Origin of the sequence: Streptomyces litchfieldiae (assembly GCF_031845365.1) — a bacterium.
GTDB classification, from domain to species: domain Bacteria; phylum Actinomycetota; class Actinomycetes; order Streptomycetales; family Streptomycetaceae; genus Streptomyces; species Streptomyces litchfieldiae.
In genome coordinates, this window is sequence record NZ_JAVREL010000008.1 from 1 (window position 1) to 16,574 (window position 16,574).

The window sequence follows — 16,574 nt, forward strand, 5'->3', positions numbered from 1 at the left end:
CCGCACACTGCACCGGCAGCACTTCCCACACCGGCACCCGCCCCGCCACCCGCGCCGCGTACGCCACCCCCACATCCCGCAGCACCACCCCCACCGACCAACCGTCCACCGCGATGTGATGCAACACGAGCGCGAGCACGTGCTGTTCGTGTCCGATCTCGAACAGGGTGGCCCTCAGCGGCAGTTGTGTGCCGAGTTCGAAGGGCCGCGCGGCCTCCGTCGCCAGCGCCTCCCGCAGCCCCGCCTCCGGCACGGCGGCCACCCGTAACCCGACAGCGGTGCCGATGACATCCGCGGCGTCCCGGATCACCTGGTACAGCACGCCGTCGGACTCCTCGTACACCGTCCGCAACGCCTCGTGCCGGGCCACCACATCGGCCAGCGCCCGCTCCAGCGCCACCCGGTCCAGCCGCCCCGACAGCCGCAGCGCCAGCGGCACGTTGTACAGCGAACCCGTGCTCTCCAACTGCTCGATGAACCACATCCGCTGCTGGCTATAGCTCGCCGGAACCCGGGCGGAACGCTCCGCCGGCACCAGCGGCGCGGTCCGCTCGGCCGCGCGCGTGCCGTGTTCCATCAGGGCGCGCACCGTCGGCCGTTCGAACAGGTCCCGGACCGACACCTCCAGCCCCATCACCGACCGGACACGGCTCACCAGACGCGTCGCCAGCAGCGAATGACCACCCAGCTCGAAGAAGTCGTCGTCCACCCCCACCCCGGGCACATCGAGCACCGCCGCGAACAGCGCGCACAACAGCTCCTCCTGGGGGGTACGCGCGGCGCGGCCGGCGCCGGTCAGCAGGCGGGGCGGGGGCAGCGCGGCCCGGTCCACCTCGCCGGACGCCGTGTACGGCAGGTCCTGGAGGAACACCACCACGTCCGGGACGGCATACCCCGGCTGCCGCTCACCGGCATGGGCGCGGATCTCGGCCTCGGTCGGGACCGGGCCGCCCGGGGCGGGCACGGCGTAGACCACGAGCAGTTCGTACGCGTCCCCGTCGTCGTCCTCGTACGCCAGGAGCACTCCCACGGCGCGGGAGATGCCCGGGTGTGCCGCCACGACGTCCTCGATGGCCGCGAGTTCGGGGGACCCTGATGGGGAGGTGCCGATGACCGAGTGATCGTTCATGGGATCTCCGCGGGTGTCAGGCGGCCGAGGCGGGCCGGTCGAGGCGGGTGTACAGGCGCTGTTCCGACCAGATGTAGCGGGTGCCGCCCCACGCGGCCGCGGAGGCGACGTCCGGGAAGAAGCCGCGTCCGTTGAGGTTGGCGCTGGTGTTGCACAGCACGGGGATGCCGCTGAGGCGCTCATAGGCGGTCAGGATCCGGCCGGTGACGCTGCCCGCCCGTTCGTCGATGGTCTGGAGCCGGGCCGTGCCGTCCAGGTGGACGATCGCGGGGACCCGCTCGGCCCAGCCGGGGCGCATGTGGTGCTCGAACAGCATGTAGGGGTCGCTGCCGCCGGGGGCGAAGACCTCCGCCGCCCGCGAGGTGAGGCAGATCGGGGCCACGGGCCGGTAGGCGGCCCGGTCCTTGATGTGGTTGAGCCGGTCCTTCATGGCCGGGTCGGTCGCGGGCGCGAGGATGCTGCGATTGCCCAGCGCCCGGGGGCCGATCTCGGCCCGGCCGGACAGTACGACCACAGGTTCGCCCTCGGTGTGCAGCAGCTCGGCCAACTGCCGTTCGTCGCAGGGCCGGACGTGCCAGCCGGCCGGCACGCCCCCGGGCACCAGGGACGGTCCGCTGTAGACGTTCCAGTCCAGGGCCGTCCGGCCGTCCTCGCGGAACATCTCGCAGCACGCGGTGCCGATCGCCGCCCCCGAGTCGTTGGAGAACGGCGGCACCCAGATGTCGGCGAACAGCCCGCTGTCGCGCAGCATGCTGTTCCACTTGATGTTGAGCGCGCAGCCGCCGCCGAGCACCAGGTTCGGTTTCCAGGAGGCACCGCGCCGCAGCAGGTCGGAGGGGCGCTGCCAGGGCAGCCGGCGCCCCATCAGCGCGGTCAGCCGCCGCAGCAGCAGGTCGCCGAGGTACGCCTGGAAGGTGGCTATGAGGTCCGCGTTCGACAGACCGGGCAGCAGTTGGTCGCGGTTGACGGCGATCTTTTCGCCGATCTCCTTGGCGTTGTCCTGGGACACCGTGGAGAAGCCGGCGATGATGTCGTCGAACACCGGGAACGCGGTCTCCTCGACGGTGCCCAGCGCCGCGTAGGCCATGGCCTTGCCCGCGATGGACAGGTGGTGCCGGATGACCTCGTCCGCGTCGAGTCCGCTGGTGTCCCGGTGGAACGGCTCGAACTGCGAGCTGAAGTCGGCGAAGCTGTTGCCCATGACCGGCAGGCCCAGAGCCGCCGCGCCGACGGTGCGGGTGCGGGCCTCGACGTGGTAGAGGCGGGGGATCACGCCGCCGTCCCAGACGAGGACCATGGCGTCCTCGCCGCGCCGGGCGAACGGACTGGAGCAGTAGGCGCCCATCAGATGGTTGCTGACATGGTGGTAGCTGGCGTAACCGCCGCGCGCCGCGCCGAAGTCGTGGTCGGCGAAGGTGAAGCGCTCCACCGGGCCGCCGGTGCCGACGCCGTCCTGGTACCAGGCGACGGGGAGTTCCAGGGGGTCGCCGCCACTGCGGGTCGCTATCGCCGGCGCGCCGTCGGCACCCCGCGTGTACCACCCGTCCACGACGAAACGGTCCACGTCGGAGGGGGCGATGCCCTCCGACGCGAGGATCCGCGTCACCCGGTCCAGGTCCCCCAGGTAGCTGTACCGGCGCCCGTTCTCGAGCTTTTCCACTTCGACGCTGAACACAAGACGGCCGTCCTCGATCACAGCGACTCCGCCGTCGTGCGAGATCTTGATTCCGCAGATCAACATGGTCCGACAAGCCTTTCTGGCTCGGCGTGCTTACGTTCGGGATACCGCTGCCGGTGTCCGCGGCTCAGGCGGGGACTTCCGGCTCGTGCGTGGGCACTTCCGGCTCGGCAGGGGCCGGCACCGGCCGCTGGCACAGGAAGCCCACCCCGGTGATCAGCAGGCCGCCCAGCCCGGCGGCGGCGAATCCCCAGCCGGCCGAGCCGTGGTCGATCACCAGGCCCACCACGGGGCTGCCCAGCGCGATCCCCAGCCGGGTGGCCGAGTCCTGGAGCCCCATGGCCTCGCCCCGCACCTGGGGCGGGGCGAGCCTGCTCACCGTCTCGGTGCACGCGACCAGCGTGGGCGTGCACATCAGGTTCATCGGGATCAGGGCGATGCCCAGCAGCCACCAGGGGTGGTCGAACAGGCCGACGGGCATCACCAGAGCGCCCAGCAGCACCGCCAGGGTGGCCTGGGGCAGGGACTTCTTGGCGGCGCCGTATACCAGGCCACCGGCGATCGACGCGACGGACATCATGGCGATGACCACGCCCGTCCACGCCGTCTCGCCGTTCTCCCGCAGCGCCGCGATCAGCGCGATCTCGGTGCCGACCAGGGTGAACAGCGCGCCAACCGAGACGAGCAGGGCCGCCACCAGCCGGCCGTCCAGCCAGTGCCGCATGCGCGGCCGGGCCGTCGCCTCCCCGGGGGTCACTTCCCGCGCGGCCCGGATCGGCAGGTTCGTCACGTACAGCACGGCCGACGTCAGGCCGATGCAGACGCCGATGCCGGTGAGCGCCGTCTCCGTGGAGAACTGAGTGGTCACCAGGACGATCAGCGTCGGCCCGATGATGAACGACGCCTCGGCCAGGGTCGTGTCCAGGGTGAACACGGGCCGCCGCTGTTCCTCCGGCACCAGCGCGGTGAGGAACTGACGGGTCAGCGAGTTCGCGGGCACGGTCAGGAGACCGGCGGGCACCGCGAGCACGGCCAGCGCGACATAGGGCAGGTGCGGCGCGGTGAGCCAGAAGGCGGTCGAGAACGTGCCGCAGACGGCGACCACCCGCCGCAGGCCGTGCCGGTCGATCATCCGGCCGACCGCGGGCGCCCCCAGGGCGCCCCCGATGGTCGTCGCGGTGCCGACAAGGCCGGCCTCCCCGTAGCCGCGGTCGAGGGATTCCACGACGTGCAGCGTCATCGCGATGCCCATGGTCGTCATGGGCAGCCGTGCGACGAACATCAGCAGAATCGTTCCCCGGACCCGGGGCAACCCGAGCACGCGGCGGTAAGCCTGCGGCAGCATCCTCTACAGCTCCTCTGCGGTTCCGCGCGTCAGCGCCCTTGGCGCCCCCGGCCGGGGCAGGCGCCGGCCGGCGGTTCGCCCCGGCGCCCTGGTCCTGGTGGCGGGCGTCCCGCTCTCGTCCGGGGTGACGCGAACGAGGACGCCGTCGGCGCGCCAGCGCACGGGTACGCCCGTGCGGAAGAGGCGGGCGTTGCGTCCCTCGGCCCGCTCCCGCGCCGTCCGAAAGGGGTTGGCGACGAACCCGTGCTCCGTGCCGCGCTCGTCGTCGAGATAGCCCCGGGCCAGGCCGGGGCCCGCGACGAACAGCTCCCCCACCGCGCCCACCGGCACCGGCCGCAGCCGCGAATCCAGCACGAGCACCTGGGAGTTGGCCCCCGGCCTGCCGATCGCCCGGTCGCCGTCGCGGGCGGGGTGGACGAGGACGGTGCCGGTCGTCTCCGGCGTCCCGTAGGCGGTGAACACCTCGGTGCCGCCGTCCCGGGCGAGCCGTGCCGACGCGGCCGGGGCCGGCCCGGGGCCGGTGACGACCGCGCGCCGCAGGCCCGTGAGCCCGGTCAGGTCGTGCCGTTCGAAGAAGGCGGGCGTGCCCTCGACGTGCGTGGCTCCGTGCGCGCGCAGATACGCGGCGAGGTTCCCGCCGGGCGCCGCTCCGTTGTCCCGCGCGGCGGGGCCGGGGTGCAGCAGGAGGGTGTGCCCGTTCAGCAGGGCCAGGCAGGTCGCGGTGACGGCTCCGTCGTGCGGGTGGATGACCTCGTCCGTGCCCAGGCCGAGGTCGGCGCCGGCCGCGTACGCGTGGTGGACGAGCGCCCCATGCTCGATCAGCACTCCCCGGTCCGAGCCCGGCGGGTACCACACGCAGGCGAGGTCCCCGCCCGTCGTCGGCCGGTCCCGCCACGGCCGCGGTCCGGCGTCCCCGGCCCGGGCGCCGGTGAGCGGCACCACCGTCACCCTGTCCGGAACGCCCGCCGGGCCCTCGGCGCACAGCGCGAGCCGGGCCGCGCTGTCCCGCAGGATGTGGCGGATCCGTTCCGCCGACTCGTCCGGGGCGAACGGCACACAGACGGCGCCCGCGCGCCAGATCGCCAGAGCCGCGACGACGGAGTCCGCGCTGCCGTCGGCGCACACGGCGACCGGTTCACCCGCGGTGACGCCGCGGCGGTGGACCAGGTGCCCGGCCAGCTCACCGGACATCTGCTCCAACTGCCCGTAGGTCAGGCGCGTGTCACCGGCGACCACGGCCGGCGCGGTGGGCGAACGGTCGGCCCGGGCGCGGAAGAGGGCGGGGACGGCGGCATCGGGCGGGCAGGGCAGCGAGGTCCCGCGGCCGAGGGCGACGAGGGCGTCCCGTTCGCCGGGCGTGACGTGGCGCAGCTCGCCGACGGGGGTGTCGGCCGTCGCGGCGAACTGCTCCAGGATCGTCCGGTAGAGGGCGACCAGCCCTTCCACGGTGCCCCGGTCGAACAGGCTGAGGGCGTAGGTGAACGTGCCGACGAGGGTCTGCCCGCCGTCGTTGATCTCGGCGCTGAGGTCGAACCGGGTGATGATCTCCTGACGCCCGTCCGAAGCGGCGTCGTTCAACGCGTAGGTGCGCAGCGGGGCCTCTGGAGCGGCATGCGGACTCCCGCCGTCGTGGTCCGCCGCGGTCTGGGCGAATGAGTGGACGTCGAACCATACCTGGAACAGCGGGTGCCGGCTCGCGTCCCGGGCCAACCCCAGCTCGGCGACGAGCCGTTCGAAGGGCAGGTCCTGGTGCTGCTGCGCCTCCATGATCCGGTCGGCGACCTTGCCGATGAGCGTCCTGACATCATCGTCGCGCTCGATGGTGAAGCCGATCGGCAGGGAGTTGATGAAACATCCGATGAGATCATGGGTCGCCGGGTGCTGCCTGTTGAACGCGGGCACCCCGACGATCAGCCGGTCCTGGCCGGAGTACACCGACAGCATGAGGTACCAGCCGGTCAGCAGCACGTGGAACAGGCTGACGTTGAGCTCCTTGGCCAGATCGCGCAGGGCCACGGAGACGTCCGCGTCGAATTCGAGGGTGAGGTACGCGCCGCGGTAGTCGAACCGGGGCGGCCTGGGGTGGTCCGTCGCCAGGTGGGGCGTGGTGTGGCCCGCCAGCCGGGCGCGCCAGTGGTCCAGCAGCGCGGGCAGCCGTCCGCCGTCCAGCCCGCTTCGCTGCCAGGCGGCGAAGTCCCGGTACTGGATGGGTAGTTCGGGCAGCGGCGGGGGCGTGTCCGGGCCGTGGTCCGGCCGTGCGAAGTGGGTGTGGAACGTGCCCACCTCGGCGAGCAGCAGATCGGCCGACCAGCCGTCGAACGCGATGTGGTGGGCGTAGAGCCCGACGACGGCCGGGCGGCCGGAGCCCTCGGGCGGGAGGTAGAAGGAGACGCGGAACGGGCACTCGGCGGTCAGGTCGAAGCCGCGTTCGGCGTCCTGCCGTGCCCGGGCGTTCAGTTCGGCGGTGTCCGCCACGCGCACGCGGTCGACGGCCAGCGGCACGTCCAAGAGGCGCTGGTAGGGCTCGCCGTCGGCGTTCTCCGCTATCACCGTCCTGAGCACGTCGTGCCGTTGGAACACCGCCCGGATGGCGCGCTCCAGGACGTCCAGGTCCGTGCCGGGCAGCACCTCGTAGAGCAGGTAGATGTTGTAGGCGTTGCCGCCCTGTTCGTAGCGGTCCACGAACCACAGGCGTTCCTGCGCGGACGACAGGACCTGGGCGGACTCCTCCCGCGCGTCGAGCCGGGGGATGGCGGCCGTGGGGGTTTCGGCCAGGTCGAGGTTGTTCAGCAGCTCGGCGATCGAGCGGTGCCGGAACAGCGCGGCAATGCTGACGTCCGCGTCGAGCGCCTTGCTCAGCCGGCCGACCAGCTTGATCGACAGGATGCTGTTGCCGCCCAGGTTGAAGAAGTCGTCCCGGACGCCGATCCGTTCCGCCGGCACGCCCAGCACCTCGGCCATCACCTCCCGGGCCCGCGCCTGCGCGGGGGTGCTGGGGGCGAGGAAGTCGTCGGTGGCGATCAGTTCGGGCTCCGGGAGTGCCCTGGTGTCCAGCTTGCCGCTGATCGTGCGGGGCAGCCGGTCCAAGCGCACGAGCGCGGACGGGATCATGTACTCGGGCAGCTTCGCCCGCAGGAATTCCAGGATGTCGACGGTGGCGAGCGCTTCCGCGGCGGTGTAGTAGGCGGCCAGGGTGGCGCCCTCCCCGCGGGCCCGGACCACGACCGCGCACTGCCGCACGCCGGGGAAGCCGGCCAGGACCGTTTCGATCTCGCCCAGTTCGACGCGGTGGCCGCGGACCTTGACCTGGAAGTCGTTGCGGCGCACGAACTCCAGGCTGCCGTCCGGGGACCAGCGCACCAGGTCCCCGCTGCGGTACAGCCGGGCGTTGCGCCCCAGCGGCGACGTGCCGCGGTCGGCCCGGTCCGCCGGTGACTGGTAGAGGTTCGGGATGAACCGCTCACGCGTCAGCTCCGGCCGGTTGAGGTAGCCCTCGGCCAGGCCCTCGCCGCCGATGAACAGTTCGCCGACGGCGCCGACCGGCACCGGCCGCAGCCGCTGGTCCAGGACGTAACCGGCCACGTCGGGCAGGAGCGTGCCGATGTCGGTGGAGCTGACGTCCGTCTCGTCGTAGAGCTTGGCGCAGGTGAAGACGGTGGTCTCGGTGGTGCCGTATCCGGCGGCCAGCCGCGGCAGGCCGGCGTCGTACCGCTCGTACCAGGAGCGCAGGAGCGGAACGTTGAGGGCCTCGCCGCCGAAGAAGACGTACCGCAGGTCGTCCACCCGCTGCCGGTCGTCCTTGGTCAGCGCGACGTCCATGAACTGGAAGAAGGCCGTGGGCGTCTGGCACAGCATGGTGACGCGCTCCCGGCGGCACAGCGCGTAGAAGAGCTTCGGGTCACGGGTCTCCTCGAAGCCGGGCACGACGAGCCGGCCGCCGTAGAGCAGCGCCCCCCACATCTCCCAGACGGTGAAGTCGAAGGTGTAGGAGTGGAACAGCGTCCACACGTCGTCCTCCCGGACGTCGTACACCTCGTCGGTGGCCATGAACAGGCGGACGACGTTGGCGTGGGACTGCGGTACGCCCTTGGGCGTGCCCGTGGTGCCGGAGGTGTACAGCACATAGGCGTGGTTGCCGCTGGTAGCCGGGGTGTCCGGGTTGGTGAGCGGTTCCTCGTCGAGCCGGTCCAGGAACTCGGGGTCGTCGACGGCGAACACGGCCGGCGGCACGCCGTCCGGGTGCGGCGTCCCCTCGGCGATCCGCGTCAGGCGGCCGGCGTGCCGCCGGTTGGTGATGACGGCCCGCGCCCCGGTGTCCCGCAGGATGAAGGCGATCCGCTCGTCGGGGTAGGCCGGGTCCACGGGAACGTAGGCGGCGCCGGCTTTGAGCACGGACAGGATGGACTGGATCAGGTAGTCGCTGCGGTCCAGACACAGCAGGACCAGGGAGTCCGGCTCGGGGCGGGCGTCGCCGAGCAGGTGGTGGGCGAACTGGTTGGCGGTCTCGTTCAGTTCCTGGTAGGTGAGCCGCCTGCCCTTCCAGACTAGCGCGATCCGATCCGGGGCGGCCTCGGCCCGCGCCTCGAACAGCCGGTGCAACAGGGCGTCGGAGTCGTAGCGCGCTCGCGGAGCACTCCACCGGTCCAGCAGCTCCCGGGACTTCTCCTCGCTCAGGTAGGAGAGGTCAGCGACGGTGAGCTCGTCGCGGGAGGCGCCGCGGCCGGCCAGTCGGGCGAACTGCCGCAGCACCGTCAGATAGGTGTCGCCCAGGCTTTGGACGGTCGCCGGATCGAAAAGGCTGGTCGCGTAGTTGAGGCTGATGCGCAGGCTGTCGCCGGAGTCGTCCACGAAGGTGCTCAGGTCGAACCGGGCCACGTCGTAGAGCATCGTGGTCTCCGGCGAGAGGCGCAGCACCTCCGGCTCCCCGTCCGTGCCGTCGCGGGGCGGCGCGCCGAAGCTCTGCACGCCGAAGGCGACCTGGAAAACGGGGTGCCGGCTCATGTCCCGGGGCACGTTGATGCCCTCGACCAGCCGCTCGAAGGGGAGCTCCTGGTGTGCCAGCACCTCCACGACCTCCGCGGCGGTGGCCCGGATGTAGTCCAGCAGCGGGCCGTCGGGATCGATGCGGGAGCGCAGCGGCAGGGTGTTGACAAAGAAGCCGACGAGCCGCTCCAGTTGCGGGTGGTCCCGGTTGGCGAACGGCGTTCCGACGACGATGTCGTCCTGGCCGCTGAAGCAGCGCAGCGTGAGGAAGTGGCCGCTGAGCAGCAGGCTGAAGAGGCTGACCTTCAGCTCCTTGGCCAGTTCGCGCAGGTGCCGCGACACCTCGGGCTCCACGTCGAGGATGATGTCGGCGCCCCGGTAGTCCAGCGTCTCCGGCCGCGGGTGGTCGGTGATCAGCGCCAGGGTCTCGAAGCCGTCGAGCTTGTCCCGCCAGAACCGCATCAGGTCCTCGACGCGCCCCCCGGAGAGGTACTCGCGCTGCCACGCCGCGAAATCCCGGTACTGGAGGGCGGGCACCGGCAGGTCGGCGACCGGGTCGGTGCCGGGGGGCGCCTGGGCGTGCAGCCGGTAGAAGGTGGTCAGGTCCTGGAGCACGATGTCCGTGGACCAGCCGTCAAACGCCACGTGGTGGATCACGAAGGACAAGTAGCGGCTGTGGTCGTCGGCGACCTCGTAGAGGCGTGCCCGGATGGGCAGTTGCTCCGAGAGGTCGAAGATCAGCCGCACCTGCTCGCGCATGTCCTCGTGCATCACCGCGCGATCGGCGACAGTGACCGTGTCGATCTCCCGCGGCACGGCCTCCATGTCCCGCACGACCTGGTAGCCCTCGCCGTCCGGCCGCTCCCGGATCAGGCTGCGCAGGATCTCGTGGTGGCGGTGGAGGTCGCGGACGGCGCGGCTCAGCGCCCCGATGTCGACGCCGTCGGCGAGGCGGAAGACCAGCGGCAGGTTGTAGGCGTTGGATCCGTCCTCGAACTTCTCGATGAACCACAGCCGTTCCTGCGCGAACGACAGCGCCTGGTCCTCGGGCACGGTGCGGGGCGCGGGTGGGATCTCCGGCACGGCGGGCGCCCGGCCGCCGTCGCCGGGCGCGCCGCCGCGGCTGTCGAGGCCGTGCAGGCTGTCGACGAACGAGCGGACGGTCCGGTGCGCCAGGAGCCGGCCGGGGCCGGCGGGGATTTCCAGCTCCCGGGTGAGGGCCGTGACGAACTTGATGGACAGGATGCTGTTGCCGCCCAGTTGAAAGAAGTCGTCGTCGATGCCGATCTCGTCCGGCGGCAGGGAGAGGACACGCGCCATGACGCGGCACACCCCGGCGTCCGTGGCGTCGCGCGGCGGAACGCGGCGGCGCCCGCCCGGCGCGTCCGGCTCCGGCAGCGCGGCGCGGTCCACCTTACCGCTGATCGTCAGCGGCATGCTGGCCAGCCTGACGGTGGCATCGGGCAGCATGACGGCGGGCAGGACCGCCCGCAGATGGCCGGCCAGGGCCTCGGCGTCGACGTCGCCGTCCGCGACGTAGTAGCCCACCAGCGCCGCACGGCCGGTGTCCCGGACGACGGCCACGCTCTGGCGCACCCCGGGGAAGTGGGACAGGGCGGTCTCGATCTCGCCCAGCTCGATCCGGTGTCCGCGGATCTTCACCTGAAAGTCCTTGCGGCCCAGGTACTCCAGCTCGCCGTCGGAGCGCAGGCGCACCATGTCCCCGGTCCGGTAGAGCCGTTCGCCGTCCCTGGTCAGGAACTTCTCGGCGGTGAGCGCGTCGTTGCCGAGGTAGCCGCGCGCGAGGCCGGCGCCGCCGATGAACAGCTCGCCGACCGCTCCGGCGGGCACCGGGCGCAGGCAGGCGTCCAGGACGTGCGCCGTCTCACTGTCCAGGGGCAGCCCAAGGCCCACGCCCGGGCCGGGCCGGGGCTCGGTGTGCGGGTAGGAACGGGAGGTGGACCAGATGGTGGTCTCGGTCGGGCCGTACATGTTGGCCGCGTCGATCGACCGGGCCAGCACCCGGTCCAGCAGCTCCTCGCTCAGCCGTTCGCCGCCGATGAGCAGCAGCGTGCCCTCGGTCCCGGTAAGCCGGTCCAGCATGAGATCGCAGACGCTCGGCGTCATCTGGACGAAATCGAGGCCGCGGCAGTCCAGGGCCTCCGGCAGCCCGGTGGCAAGCTCGACGGTGCCGCCGGTGAGCAGCGGCAGGCCGTACTCCAGGCCAAAGATGTCGAAGACGTGGCTGGTCACGCTGTAGGTGCTGAGGGCGGCCCGGTCACCGAAGTGGCGTGCCTTCACCGCGTCCAGCACCAGGCAGAACGACCGGTGCTCGATCATCACTCCCTTGGGCAGGCCGGTGGTGCCGGAGGTGTAGAGGACATAGGCCAGGGCGGAGGCGTCGGCCGGCGTGGGCGGATCGGTGTCCCGGGCGGCCGCCAGCGTTCCGGCGAACTCCGGTGCGTCCAGGGCGAGAACGGCCCGGGCCGGGGTGCCGGCCAGCCGGTCGCGGTACCGGACGGTGGTGAGGACGACGCGTGCCGCGGTGTCGGTGAGGACGTGCGCGGTGCGCGCCTCGGGGGTGTCCGGGTCGAGGGGCACGTAGGCCCCTCCGGCCTTCATGACCGCGAGCATCCCGACGACCAGGTCGATGCCCTTGTCCAGGTAGAGGACGACGGGCTCCCCGGGCCGCGCGCCGTGGTGGCGGCCGAGGACGTCCGCCAGCCGATTGGCCTGTTCGTTCAGGGCCCGGTAGGTGAGCCGGTCGGCACCGGCGATCACCGCGATCCGCTCGGGCGTGCGCCGCGCCTGCTCCTCGAAGCGCCGGTGGAACGGCTCCTCGCTCGGCGGGTCGGCGGGCGGCGGGTTCAGCGCCGCGGTGACCTGCCGCCGCTGGCCGGGGTCGATCAGGTTCAACTCCCGCCAGGGACCACCGCTCTTGGCCGCGACCTGGTCGAGCAGGTGGCGCTGCGTGCGGAGCATCTGCTCGACGCAGGCGCCGTCGAACACCTCCTCGGCGTAGCTGAGCCGGAACTCGATGGCCTCAGGCGTCTCGGAGACGATGGCCGTCAGCGGGTAGTCCAGCTTCTCGTACTCGCCGTCGTGGGTGACGCGCAGCCGGGCCTGCCACCCGTGCTGAGCGATCCTGGGCCAGTTCTCGTAGATGAACAGCGTGTCGAACAGCCGGCCGCCGCCCTCGTGCAGCGACGAGAGGTCAACGGTGCTGTGCGCGTTGAACTCGTTGATCTGGCGCTGGACTGCCTTGATGCCCTCGACGACCGTCTCGTCGGGGTCGGCGTGCCCGACGACCAGCGGCAGCGTGTTGATGAGCAGGCCGACCGCGTTCTCCACGCCGCTGACGGGAACGGCCCGGCCCGAGAGCACCAGACCCGAGATGGTCTGGCCACTGCCGCTGTAGAGGCCGAGCACCTTGTGCCACAGGGAGAGGAACAGCGCGTTCGAGGTGACGCCGAGCTCCTGGCCGAGGCTCTTGAGCTCCTCGTGCCGCGCGCCGGTGACGGAGAACCGGATCTCTCGCATCTCCCGGGTGTGCCGCACCTGGTCGACCCGGACGCCGCGTCCGCGGGCCTCCGGCGCCAGGATCCCCTGGAGGTCCATCCGCTCCTCGTACCGGGCGAGGTGATCCAGCCAGTACCCGGCGTGGTCCTCGCGATGCTCCTGCTGGTAGCGCTGCACCGCGGCGTAGGCGTAGTCCGGCGCGGAGTCCACCGGCCGGCCGGCCAGGATGTCCTCGTACGCCTCGTGCACGTGGTCGAGCAGGATGGTGTTGCTCCAGCCGTCCAGGATCGAGTGGTGGCTGCTGAACAGACAGGTGACGCGGGCGGGTCCGCAGGTGATCAGGTGGACGCGGAAGAGCGAGCCGCGAGTCAGGTCGTAGGGCTCGGCGCGGTCGGCGGCCCGGATCCGGCGCAGCGCCTCCTCCTGCTCGTCCTCCGGCACGCCGGTCAGATCGGTGACGCGCCAGTCCACGGTGCCCCGGGCGTCGATGATCTGGATCAGGTTCTCCTGCCAGCCGAACCTGAGCCGCAGCCCGGCGAACTTGCGCTGCGCCGACCGCCACGCCTCGTGCAGCGCGTCCTGGTCGATCCCGGTGCCATAGGTCCAGATCATCTGAACGATGTAGGCGTCGTCGAACTGGCCCTGGGTGACGGCGTGGTAGATGAATCCCTGCTGGAGGCTGTTGGCCAGGTGGACGCTCTCGATCTCCCGGTCGCGCTGGGTCTCGTCCAGGTGCTCCTGGGAGACGACGTGGGCGACATCGGAGGGCGTGAGGTAGGTGCGCTCCATGGCGGACAGCTCGTCGATCAGCTCCACCAGCGTGTGCCGGAACCGGTCGGCCAGCAGGTCGGCGGCGCGCTCGCCGAGCTTGCTGACAAAAGTGAAGGTGAGCCGTCCGTCGAGGACCATCCCGTTGATGGTCACGAGGTTGGGGTCGGTGTTGGCTGGGTGCACCGCCACCCCGGCCGGTTCCCGGGTGATCCGCCAGGAGCCGTCCGCGCCGCCGAACCGGCCCAGGTAGTTGAAGTTGATCCGGGGCAGCCGGTCGTTGTCGTAGCCGAAGAACGCGCCGTAGCCGATGCCCTTGGCGGGGATCGCCCGCAGTGTCTCCTTGATGTCCCGCAGGCTGGTGCGATAGTCGTCCGAGGCGGCCAGGCGGACGGGGAACATCGTGGTGAACCAGCCGACCGTCCGCGAGACGTCCAGCCGCGGATCGATCTCCTCGCGGCCGTGGCCCTCCAGAATGATGTGGTTCACCCGCTGGCCGGTGACCTCGCCGAGCGCGTGCGCGAGCGCGGTCAGCAGGACGTCGTTGATCTGCGTGTGGAAGGCGCGGTTGGTGTCCTGGATCAGCCGGTCGGTCGTCGCCGCGTCGAGATCGCAGGCGGACACGGTCCTGGTGTCCTGGCTTTGGACGAGCGCGCGCAGACCCGCGTCGCCCGTTCGCGCGAACCCGTCCAGCACCCGGAGCCAGTAGTCGCGCTCCTCCGGGTGTTCCGCCGGATAGTCGTGCAGCGCCCGCGCCCACTGGCGGTAGCCGCTGCCGACCGGGGCCGGTGTCCGGCCGTGGTACAGGTCCTCCAGGTCCTCCGCCAGGATGCGCCAGCTCAGCGCGTCCACCACGAGGTGGTGGCAGGCGATCAGGATCCGCGCGCCGCCGTCCGGGAACCCGTCCACGTATCCGATGCGGTGGACGGGACCGTCGGCCAGGCCGAAGTCGCCCTGCCACGCGGTCAGCAGATCCTGGAGACCCGCGTCGCCGCCCACGGAGGCGGTCACCAGCTCGCCGGGCCGGGCCGCGTCGGCGTAGAACTGCACCGGCTCGCCCGTCTCCGAGCGCCGGTACCGGAGGCGGAAGGCGCTGTGGTGCCGGGCGAGCGCCCGGACGCTCTCCCGGAGCCGTTCGGGGTCCAGCGCGGGCGTGGCGATCAGGAACGCCTGGTTCCAGTGGTCCGGCCGTGCGAAGTCGTTGTCGAAGAACCACTGCTGGATCGGCAGCAGCGGAACGGTTCCGGCGGGCTCGGGCTCCTCGGTCAGGATCCGCACCGCTGCGCCGCCCTCGGCCTGCCGGGCGGTGAGCAGCGCGCAGAACCGCTCGATCGTGTTGTGGTTGAGCACCTCGTCGACGAAGACGTGCGGGCCGAGGCGCTGTCGCAGCCTGCTCAGCAGTTGAACGGCGACGATGCTGTCGCCGCCGAGCTTGAAGAAGTCGTCGGTGACGCCGAAGGTGCCCTCGCCGCGGCCGAGCAGCTCCGCCCAGACCCCGTGCACGAGGCGTTCGAGCTCGGTACGCGGCGGCACCCGCCCCTCGGCGGGCGGCAGTTCGGGCCGGGGCAGCGCGTCGAAGTCGGTTTTGCCGTTCGCGGTCAGCGGCAGCGTTTCGAGGAAGACATAGGTGCCGGGGCGCATGTACGCGGGCAGCAGTCCGCCCAGATACGCGTCCAGCTCGGCCTCGGAGCAGCCGAACTCCCCGGGCACGACGTACGCGATCAGCTCGCCCGCCGGGTGGCCGGGGCGTTCGGCGGGCAGGACGGCCACGGCCCGGTCCACATCGCCGTGCTGTTCGAGGGCGGCCTCGATCTCGCGCAGTTCGACCCGGAAGCCGCGGATCTTCACCTGCCGGTCGTCGCGGCCGATGTACTCCAGGCTGCCGTCGGGCAGTTGTCGCACGAGGTCGCCGGTGCGGTAGAGCCTGGCGTCGGCTTCGTCCGCGCCGTTCCCCGGCATCCGGAAGGGGTCGGCCACGAACTTCTCGGCCGTCAGGTCCGGGCGGTTGAGATAGCCCCGGGCCAGGCCGGCGCCGCCGAGGAACAGTTCGCCCACCTCGCCGGGCGCGACCGGCCGCCCGTCGGCGTCCAGCACGTGGCCCCGGTAGTTGTCGTACAGGGTGCCGATGTTCGGCTCCCCCCCGGGCAGCGGGAAAACGGTGCCGAGGGAGGCGCCGACGGTGGTCTCCGTGGGCCCGTACTCGTCGTACACCGTCAGGGCCCGGCGCCCGTCGGTCCTGATCCTGCGCAGAATCTTCGGGTTGAGCTTCTCCCCGCCGAGGACGACCGTCGTCACGGCCGTCTCGTGCACCATGTCGGCCAGCAGCGCGAAGTAGCCCGGAGTCAGCTTCAGGAAGTCGACCCCGTGCCGGATCAGATGCGCCCGGTAGGCGTCCAGGTCCCGCGGGTCGCCGTCGTACACGGCGATCCGGCCGCCCAGCGCCAGCGGGGCCAGGGTCGTGGTCACGGTGAGGTCGAATCCCGGGCTGGTCGAGAAGTCGCAGGTGTGGGCGGAGGACAGCCCCGTGCGGTCCCGGACGTTCCCGATGTAGTTGACCACGCTGCGGTGCTCGATCATGACGCCCTTGGGCCGCCCGGTCGTGCCCGAGGTGTAGATGACATAGGCGAGATGCTCCGCCCCGGTCCGCGCCCCGGCGCGTAAGCCGGCCGACCGTGCCATCCGGTCCGCGGCCGCCTCGCCGTCGACCGCGAGGACGTCCACGCCGGCGCACCCGGCGCCCGCCGCCAGGGCGGTGAGGTGCGCGGCGTGCGCCTCGGTGGTGAGAACGCTCTTCGCGCCGGAGTCCTGAAGGAGGAACGCGAGCCGCTGCTCCGGGGTGCCCGGATCGATCGGCACATAGGCGCCGCCCGCCTTCAGGACCGCGAGCATGCTGACGATCAGGTGCTCGCCGCGGTCCTGGACGATCGCGACGAGGTCGTCGGGCCCCATGTCCCGGTTCTCGCGCAGCAGGACGGCGAGCCGACCGGCCCGGTCGTCCAGCTCCCTGTACGTCAGTTCCGTCTCGCCACGGACGACGGCGACGGCGTCCGGCTGCTCGCGCACCCGTGCCTCGATGAGCTCGTGCACGGTCGGACGCGTGGCGGTACCGGTCTCCGCGCGGCTCCGGGTCCCGTGGCCGGCGTGACCCTGCG

Annotated in this window: 4 protein-coding genes; all 4 read right to left on the reverse strand. The window is 71.8% G+C overall.

Annotation, left to right across the window (positions count from 1 at the left end; translation table 11 throughout):
* Positions 1-1,129, reverse strand: a 1,129-nt coding sequence (locus RM590_RS15230; RefSeq protein ID WP_311705096.1) for a condensation domain-containing protein, incomplete at its 3' end; no start/stop codon positions are given.
* 16 nt (positions 1,130-1,145) lie between these two features.
* Positions 1,146-2,870 (reverse strand): carbamoyltransferase N-terminal domain-containing protein, encoded by a 1,725-nt coding sequence (locus RM590_RS15235; protein ID WP_311705097.1) that lies wholly within the window; start codon positions 2,868-2,870, stop codon positions 1,146-1,148.
* A 64-nt stretch (positions 2,871-2,934) separates the two neighbouring features.
* Positions 2,935-4,152 carry an MFS transporter gene (locus tag RM590_RS15240; protein WP_311705098.1) on the reverse strand — a complete coding sequence of 406 codons (1,218 nt, stop codon included), beginning with the start codon at positions 4,150-4,152 and terminating at the stop codon, positions 2,935-2,937.
* Between the two features lie 3 nt (positions 4,153-4,155).
* Positions 4,156-16,509, reverse strand: coding sequence for a non-ribosomal peptide synthetase (locus RM590_RS15245; protein WP_311705099.1), 12,354 nt, complete (start codon positions 16,507-16,509; stop codon positions 4,156-4,158).
* Between the last annotated feature and the right edge of the window lie 65 nt (positions 16,510-16,574).

Coding starts and splice junctions, on each gene's coding strand:
- RM590_RS15240 (WP_311705098.1), bottom strand. CDS start 4,152: ATGCTGCCGCAGGCTTACCGCCGCGTGCTCGGGTTGCCCCGGGTCCGG.
- RM590_RS15235 (WP_311705097.1), bottom strand. CDS start 2,870: ATGTTGATCTGCGGAATCAAGATCTCGCACGACGGCGGAGTCGCTGTG.